The organism is Microcystis sp. M53603_WE2 (genome assembly GCF_030065435.1).
Genome location: NZ_JASJFF010000593.1, coordinates 1 through 5,937, shown reverse-complemented (window position 1 = coordinate 5,937; position 5,937 = coordinate 1). Strand labels below are relative to the sequence as shown.

Genomic DNA, 5,937 nt, shown 5'->3' with positions numbered 1-5,937 from the left:
TAAATCCTTATCTGGCAAGAGACTTAATTGATTAGTTCGCTCTAGATAAAAAACAATTGACAAAAATCGCTAAATGCCTTTCTATATAAGGGTTACATCCCTTATAATCCCCGTCCATTGCATAACACAAACCGAAGAGCCAAGATTTTAAATTAATAATTATCTTAAAAAACTAGGTTCCATCCTAGCTAAAATTTTCTGAAGAATTATTTAACTAATTTCAGGAATCCAATCTTCGTCTAAAATATCAGCTAAAGCATAAGGATTCTCTGATGGTAATTTTAAATCCGTTTTCACCTCTGCCATTTTTCTGGCTTTACCATAAAGATAATCGAGACGATTAGATAAATGGTTTCTGAGATTGGTCGTTAATCTTAATTCCAATTGAGTCCGAAAACCAATTAATTCACCTCGCCAATGTCGCTCGTTATATTCTCGTTCGCTTGACCAATACTGATAGAATAAAAGATGTTGTATTATTTGAATTGCTAAACTCTCAACCGCATTTTTTTGTTCCCTTCCCCAAGCTTCTAACTCCTCAATTAAATGCTCATAATCTAAACTATCAACTTGACGATTTTTTAACAATAAAACTGTCTCATCTAGCCATTGCTGATAATCTTCTTCATAGATAGATGATAAACTTTGTCTGGCATGAGTCATCGGTTATTCCTCAATCCTTCAGAATATATCGCCATTATACACCAACAAAAAAGCCCCCCTTTCGAGGATGCCCTTTTATCTAATGATTGAGATGCTAACTGATTGAAATACTAAAAATAGGGAGTTTATGGACTTTCCCATTAAAGTCAGGTTAGATTATGACCGTTTCTTAATTAAAAAACCCACCAAAGAAAACAGGCCTAACCCTAAAATAGAACTAGGTTCTGGTACTAACGAAATCATTAGTTATAGTCATTTCAGATAAGTCTGATACACTCTATACCGACAAAACCCTTATGAACTCTGGGATTAATATTCTCAATTTTAATTGAAATGACTATACCTTACTGACCGCAGATTCCGCAAAGCTTCCACGACCGAGCGTTGACCCGCATCTTCATCAAGGTAGAGACGGATTTGACTCATTACAATTCACCGGCTCGATATCGGGATTCCCAGTCTTCACAATCGGCTCGGTAAGCATCGATATCGGCCTCTATCTGTTCTTTATTCGCGTGATAATACGCTAGAGCGCTATAAATTTGAGCCAGACTTAACTGAGGATATTCCTTAGCGATCGCTTCGGCACTCATTCCCGTTTTATGATCCATGACTAAACTTTGAATCGTGATTCTAGTTCCCGCGATCCGGGGACGAGCATTACAAATATCCGGACTAGCAACAATAAATTCGCTAATATCGATGCCTGTAGCCATATTTTCGCCTAGAGAAGTCCCTTTTATTGTAGCTCGATCGATACATCCGAACAACAAAAAAGCCCCCCTTTCGAGGATGCCATTTTATCTAATGATTGAGATGCTAACTGATTGAAATGCCCCAAAATAGGGAATTTATGGACTTTCCCATCAAAGTTAGGTTAGATTATGACCGTTTCTTCCTCAAAAAACCCACCAAAGAAAACAGCCCTAACCCTAATATAGAACTAGGCTCCGGTACAGATGGATTATTTTGCGGATTTAAACGAGCAATCCAAGCTTCAATATTACCACTGGGGTTAGTTCCATAACCCACAACCGTTAACCCATCAGCAGAAATTACACGCGCATCGTTTAAAGTCCAACCCGTTAAATTTAAACCATAATCATTACTTAAAACCTCTTTTAGGCTCCGCATTCCTTGGCTACTATTCCAGATAAATGCCTCTGGACCATTAGCACTACTACCATAACCAACAATAACAGACCCATCCCCTGATACTCCAAAAGCTACGCTAAAGAAACTCCCCCCCGATAAGTCTCCTAGTCCTACCATTCCCGTCCCTTGTGTCCAACGGAATGCTTCCTTTCCATTAGCACTAATGCTTTGACCAACAACAACAGACCCATCTACTGATACTCCTTCAGCACGGCTATCGAAACCACCCCCAGATAAGTCCCCTAGTCCTACCATTCCCGTCCCTTGTGTCCAACGGAATGCCTCAACAAAATTAGCATTAGTGCTTCTACCAACGACAACAGACCCATCCCCTGATACTCCATAAGCTTCACTCAAGGCACCACCTCCAGACAAGTCCCCTAGTCCTACCATTCCTGTCCCTTGTGTCCAACGGAATGCCTCACCACCATTAGCACCCCTTCCATTACCAACAACAACAGACCCATCTGCTGATACTCCATTAGCAATGCTCTTGAAAGTTCTGCCAGGTAAGTCTCCTAGTCCTACCATCCCCGTCTGTTGTGTCCAACGAAATGCCTCAGTACCATTAGCACTAATGCTTTGACCAATAACAACAGACCCATCCCCTGATACTCCATTAGCTACGCTATTGAAAATCCCCCCCGGTAAGTCCCCTAGTCCTACCATCCCCGTCTGTTGTGTCCAACGAAATGCCTCCTGACCATTAGCACCATTGCTGAAACCAACAACAACAGACCCATCTGCTGATACTCCAAAAGCATAGCTACCGAAACTACCCGGTAAGAACCCTAACCCCTGAAAAGAGGCGGCCTGTGCGGGGAAAGCGACCCCGATCGCACCCAATCCGATCCCTAAGCTGATACAATTAGCTAGTATCTTGTTCATAACCTGATAAAAATCCCAAAAACTAAGTGATTCTTACAATCTAGATGTTCACTTTGGTTTTGTCTGTGGGAATTTGTGGCCATTTTGGATTTTCTGATACAATAATTTTTGTGGGATAAAGTGGGATTTAGTGACAAAAAGGAGGGCAAGGATCATAAAAAAGGCTAAATTTGATTTCTAGGTTCGATCCCCCCTAGCCCCCCTTGAAAAGGGGGGAACCAGACTCAAAGTCTCCCTTTTTAAGGAGGGAAACAGACTCAAAGTCTCCCTTTTTAAGGAGGGAACCAGACTCAAAGTCTCCCTTTTTAAGGAGGGAACCAGACTCAAAGTCCCCCTTTTTAAGGGGGATTTAGGGGGATCGAACTAGCGAAGCTTATAACTAGCAACTTCGGTTAATTTAAATGCAGAACAAATTACTAAATTAAGAGGTTAATCAGTAAAAAAAGCAAAAAATGGAAGAACTATTAGAGTTAAAAAATCTATTACTAGCTGGCAATGTTCCCGATGCCTTAATCTTGGTAGAGGAAATGACAGAAATGAGCAAGGATGATAAGCTCAATAAGATTTTTAGCTTTAGTATTATTGTATTATTACATCTGATTAAACAGCAAGCAGAAAAACGCAGTACACGCTCATGGGAAACCTCTATTTCTAATTCTGTTCGACAGATTCAACGCATTAATCAACGACGTAAAACTGGAGGAAATTATCTAACAATAGAAGAATTAAAAGAAACCTTAGATGATGCTTATTCTTCAGCTTTAAGACAAGCGGCATTAGAAGCTTTTGAGGGTATATGTCAACCAGAAGAAATTGAAGCTATGATTGATAAAAATAAAATTATTAATCAAGCATTGGAATTGATATTAATCGATTAAGTAACAGGGGACAGTCGGAAACAAATCAGGAGGGTTAAATGTCAGAAACAGTCGCTTAAAGATTAGCAGCCTATTTAAAAACCTTAACGGAGGACAATTAATGATTAACTTAGAACAAATTCAACAAGATATTAACCAATTACCTGAAGAAGCACAAAACTTACTGATTGATTTTATTGAGTTATTAAAAAAACGCTATTCTTTAGCAAAAAAGCCAGAGATTGCAGCAAAAATAAACCCTGAAGCTCAAAGTACCCTAGACATTTTAAAAGAATCTGGATTAATCGGTTGTATTAGTGCAGAATCAGACCTTTCTACTAATTATAAATCCGTTCTCAAAGAAGGATTAAAAGCTAAATATGATCATCGTTGATACTGGGTTCTGGGTGGCTTTATTTAACAATAAAGATCAATATCATCTAATAGCACAGCAAACCTTAGCACAGTATTCTTCTCAACCCCTAATTACAACTTGGTGTGTTTTAACAGAAAGTTGTCATCTTCTTTTACAACGTTCTCCAAATCTCTATACAGGAGTTGAAAAACAAATAAAATTAATGAACGTATTTGAGAGACATCCCCAAAAATTTCTATTATTTCACCTTGAAAATACTCATCTAGAAAGAATTCAAGACCTTATGAAACAATATCAAAGTCTGCCAATGGACTTAGCCGATGCCTCCCTAGTTATCTTAGCAGAAGAGTTAGGAAATGGACGTATCTTATCAATTGATAATCGAGATTTTAATACCTATCGCTGGAAAAATAAAAAACCCTTTATTAATCTTTTCCCAAATTTCTAGTTAATCAGTAGTCCGTAGAGTGTAGGGTGCGTTAGGCGGCTATCAATTTAGTCAAAAAACCCAAATTAATAATTCGCCGTAACGCACCACCTCTATTATTAAATTGGTGCGTTACGCTATTGAAGGGCGCACCCTACGAGTCCGTAGAGTGTAGTGGACTGTTTCAGCTAATTTGGTGCAATAGATTCTCCCGATTCCTCCTCCTCAAACACAGGATAAAGATGTTTCAGCTTGACCCTAGCATCGCTGGTCGTAAACGTCCATATTACTGTAGATGCAGTCTGATTACGTTCTTTTTGCCATGTTTCTATCTCCCTTTTCAGTTCTTCCTTGCTAGAAATCCTTCTATCTAAACATTGCCTCGATAAGACGCTTAGTTCAGTTTCGGCTACATTTAACCAGCTACCATTACGAGGTGTGTAATAAATTTCCAGTCTTCTAGCTAAACGATGAGCAACGGGTGCTGGAAATGCTTCATAAAGCGAGGCTATGTTATGAGTGTTCAGATTATCACAGACGAGCTTGACTTTTCGAGCCTTTGGATAGTCCACATCCAATAATTGACGAATTTCTTCTGCCCAATCTCTTCGGGTTCGACTATCTCGGTTACTCACCCGCCTCCATCCTCGATGGGGGTCAAAAAACATGAACAAGGCTTGAACCCCTTCACGACTATAGTGATAGTCTTCTTTTTTATCTTGTCCAGGTTGCATGGGTATCGGGGGGTAAACTTCTCCAAGTAGTTGCTTTGATGCTTCATCCATCGCGATTAACGGTTCTTCTTCCGATGGCTGAGTGGCATACAGGTCAAGGACAACTTCCATCTGGGCAACAAATCGGGCTAAATCCTGTTCCGGAATACAGTATCTTTGGGTTTTCCAAGGGCGTAATTGGTTTTTTTTAGAGTACGCCACACCGTTGGACTGGAAATCTCGGTGATAATTTGTCTTTGTTTGAGTTCCGAAGTTAATAGTCGGATTGTCCACTCGGCTCGGCCAGATGGTGGCTCCGAACAGCACAGGGCAATGATTTGGGCGGCGGCGGCTCCATCAACTTTTGCCGGAGTGGGGGGAGTTTTTCTCAATTTCCGTTCTAATGCTGGTTTTTCGCCTTTTTGAAGAAATCTTTGACGAATACGTCCCACTGTATTTCTATGGACCTCTAAAGCTTCGGCTATTTCTTCATCTGTCCATTTTCTTTTCGCCTGTTCTCCCTCGTCACACATCAGCAAAATCCGAGCGTGGAGAATTTTTTTAGCTGGTGCATAGCCATTACGACTGATTTGTTCGAGGTTTTCTCTTTGTTCCCCTGTTAGATTGACTTTATCTCGCCGACCTCTTCCCATTAAAATGTCCTCTGCTTGTTCGAGCTATTGCCCTATTTTAGCTGAAACAGTCCACTACACTCTACGGACGGCTCTCTTGGGTTTTGTGGGAAAATGGTATAATGGAATACAGTAGAGAGGGAGGTCACTATGGACATCTATTTAGATACCCTAATCCATTTACCTTGGGCTACAGTGGAAAGCTTCCGAGAAATTGACGGGATTG

At 40.2% G+C, this 5,937-nt stretch carries 8 protein-coding genes; 3 read left to right on the top strand and 5 right to left on the bottom strand.

Going from position 1 to position 5,937, the window contains the following annotated elements; all coding sequences use genetic code 11:
* Nucleotides 1–210: 210 nt before the first annotated feature.
* From PX481_RS12550 to PX481_RS12540, 4 genes are all read right to left on the bottom strand, one after another.
* Nucleotides 211–663, bottom strand: a complete 453-nt coding sequence (locus PX481_RS12550; protein WP_288026957.1) for a DUF29 domain-containing protein — start codon at nt 661–663, stop codon at nt 211–213.
* 156 nt (nt 664–819) lie between these two features.
* Nucleotides 820–906, bottom strand: a complete 87-nt coding sequence (locus PX481_RS29725; protein WP_071823541.1) for a PEP-CTERM sorting domain-containing protein — start codon at nt 904–906, stop codon at nt 820–822.
* Between the two features lie 182 nt (nt 907–1,088).
* Nucleotides 1,089–1,379 carry a DUF433 domain-containing protein gene (locus PX481_RS12545; RefSeq protein ID WP_043999245.1) on the bottom strand — a complete coding sequence of 97 codons (291 nt, stop codon included), beginning with the start codon at nt 1,377–1,379 and terminating at the stop codon, nt 1,089–1,091.
* Nucleotides 1,380–1,545: 166 nt separating this feature from the next.
* Nucleotides 1,546–2,706, bottom strand: a complete 1,161-nt coding sequence (locus tag PX481_RS12540) for a PEP-CTERM sorting domain-containing protein (RefSeq protein ID WP_288026954.1) — start codon at nt 2,704–2,706, stop codon at nt 1,546–1,548.
* A 452-nt stretch (nt 2,707–3,158) separates the two neighbouring features.
* Here PX481_RS12540 and PX481_RS12535 point away from each other — a divergent pair, with 452 nt between their 5' ends.
* The 3 genes from PX481_RS12535 to PX481_RS12525 all read left to right on the top strand — a co-directional run bounded on the left by PX481_RS12535 (nt 3,159) and on the right by PX481_RS12525 (nt 4,387).
* The gene (locus tag PX481_RS12535) at nt 3,159–3,584 is read left to right on the top strand and encodes a DUF29 family protein (protein ID WP_288094675.1); all 426 of its coding nucleotides are present in this window, start codon (nt 3,159–3,161) and stop codon (nt 3,582–3,584) included.
* 100 nt (nt 3,585–3,684) lie between these two features.
* Entirely contained in the window at nt 3,685–3,957 is a 273-nt protein-coding gene (locus tag PX481_RS12530) for a hypothetical protein (RefSeq protein WP_002761103.1), read from the top strand.
* Complete coding sequence (locus PX481_RS12525) at nt 3,944–4,387, top strand: type II toxin-antitoxin system VapC family toxin (protein ID WP_002761104.1); 444 nt, start codon at nt 3,944–3,946, stop codon at nt 4,385–4,387. The genes PX481_RS12530 and PX481_RS12525 overlap by 14 nt, the downstream gene beginning before the upstream one ends.
* A 167-nt stretch (nt 4,388–4,554) precedes the next feature.
* Here PX481_RS12525 and PX481_RS12520 read toward each other — a convergent pair.
* A protein-coding gene (locus tag PX481_RS12520; protein WP_288094674.1) for an IS630-like element ISMae25 family transposase occupies nt 4,555–5,732 on the bottom strand; the annotation gives its coding sequence in 2 pieces (ribosomal slippage) (nt 4,555–5,291 and nt 5,291–5,732; 1,179 coding nt in all).
* Nucleotides 5,733–5,937: the final 205 nt, after the last annotated feature.

Excerpts from the sequence above, each read along its gene's own strand:
- PX481_RS12550 (WP_288026957.1), bottom strand. The coding sequence starts at position 663 with ATGACTCATGCCAGACAAAGTTTATCATCTATCTATGAAGAAGATTAT.
- PX481_RS29725 (WP_071823541.1), bottom strand. The coding sequence starts at position 906 with ATGATTTCGTTAGTACCAGAACCTAGTTCTATTTTAGGGTTAGGCCTG.
- PX481_RS12545 (WP_043999245.1), bottom strand. The coding sequence starts at position 1,379 with ATGGCTACAGGCATCGATATTAGCGAATTTATTGTTGCTAGTCCGGAT.
- PX481_RS12540 (WP_288026954.1), bottom strand. The coding sequence starts at position 2,706 with ATGAACAAGATACTAGCTAATTGTATCAGCTTAGGGATCGGATTGGGT.
- PX481_RS12535 (WP_288094675.1), top strand. The coding sequence starts at position 3,159 with ATGGAAGAACTATTAGAGTTAAAAAATCTATTACTAGCTGGCAATGTT.
- PX481_RS12530 (WP_002761103.1), top strand. The coding sequence starts at position 3,685 with ATGATTAACTTAGAACAAATTCAACAAGATATTAACCAATTACCTGAA.
- PX481_RS12525 (WP_002761104.1), top strand. The coding sequence starts at position 3,944 with ATGATCATCGTTGATACTGGGTTCTGGGTGGCTTTATTTAACAATAAA.